We start from the raw sequence: 557 nt of genomic DNA on the forward strand, positions 1-557 counted from the left end.
TGCTCGGCCGCTGACGGCCCGATGCCCCAGACCCGCGAACACATCCTGCTGTCGCGTCAGGTCGGCGTTCCTTACATCATCGTGTTCCTGAACAAGGCCGACATGGTGGACGACGCTGAGCTGCTGGAACTGGTGGAAATGGAAGTGCGTGAACTGCTGTCGAAGTACGAGTTCCCCGGCGACGACCTGCCCATCATCAAGGGTTCGGCCAAGCTGGCGCTGGAAGGCGACACCGGTCCCCTGGGCGAGCAAGCCATCATGGCCCTGGCCGAAGCTCTGGACACCTACATCCCGACTCCGGAACGCGCCATCGACGGTACCTTCCTGATGCCCGTGGAAGACGTGTTCTCGATCTCGGGTCGCGGCACCGTGGTGACCGGTCGCGTTGAGCGCGGCATCATCAAGGTCGGCGAAGAAATCGAAATCGTCGGTATCGCCGACACCCAGAAGACCACCTGCACCGGCGTGGAAATGTTCCGCAAGCTGCTGGACCAAGGTCAGGCTGGCGACAACGTCGGCGTGCTGCTGCGCGGCACCAAGCGTGAAGACGTGCAGCG

At 63.0% G+C, this 557-nt stretch carries 1 protein-coding gene; it reads left to right on the top strand.

Going from position 1 to position 557, the window contains the following annotated elements; translation table 11 throughout:
• Nucleotides 1-557 (top strand): GTP-binding protein (locus CEJ42_RS24330; protein ID WP_243397948.1); only part of this gene is annotated, 557 nt, incomplete at both ends.

Source organism: Herbaspirillum robiniae (genome assembly GCF_002213415.1).
GTDB classification, from domain to species: domain Bacteria; phylum Pseudomonadota; class Gammaproteobacteria; order Burkholderiales; family Burkholderiaceae_D; genus Herbaspirillum; species Herbaspirillum robiniae.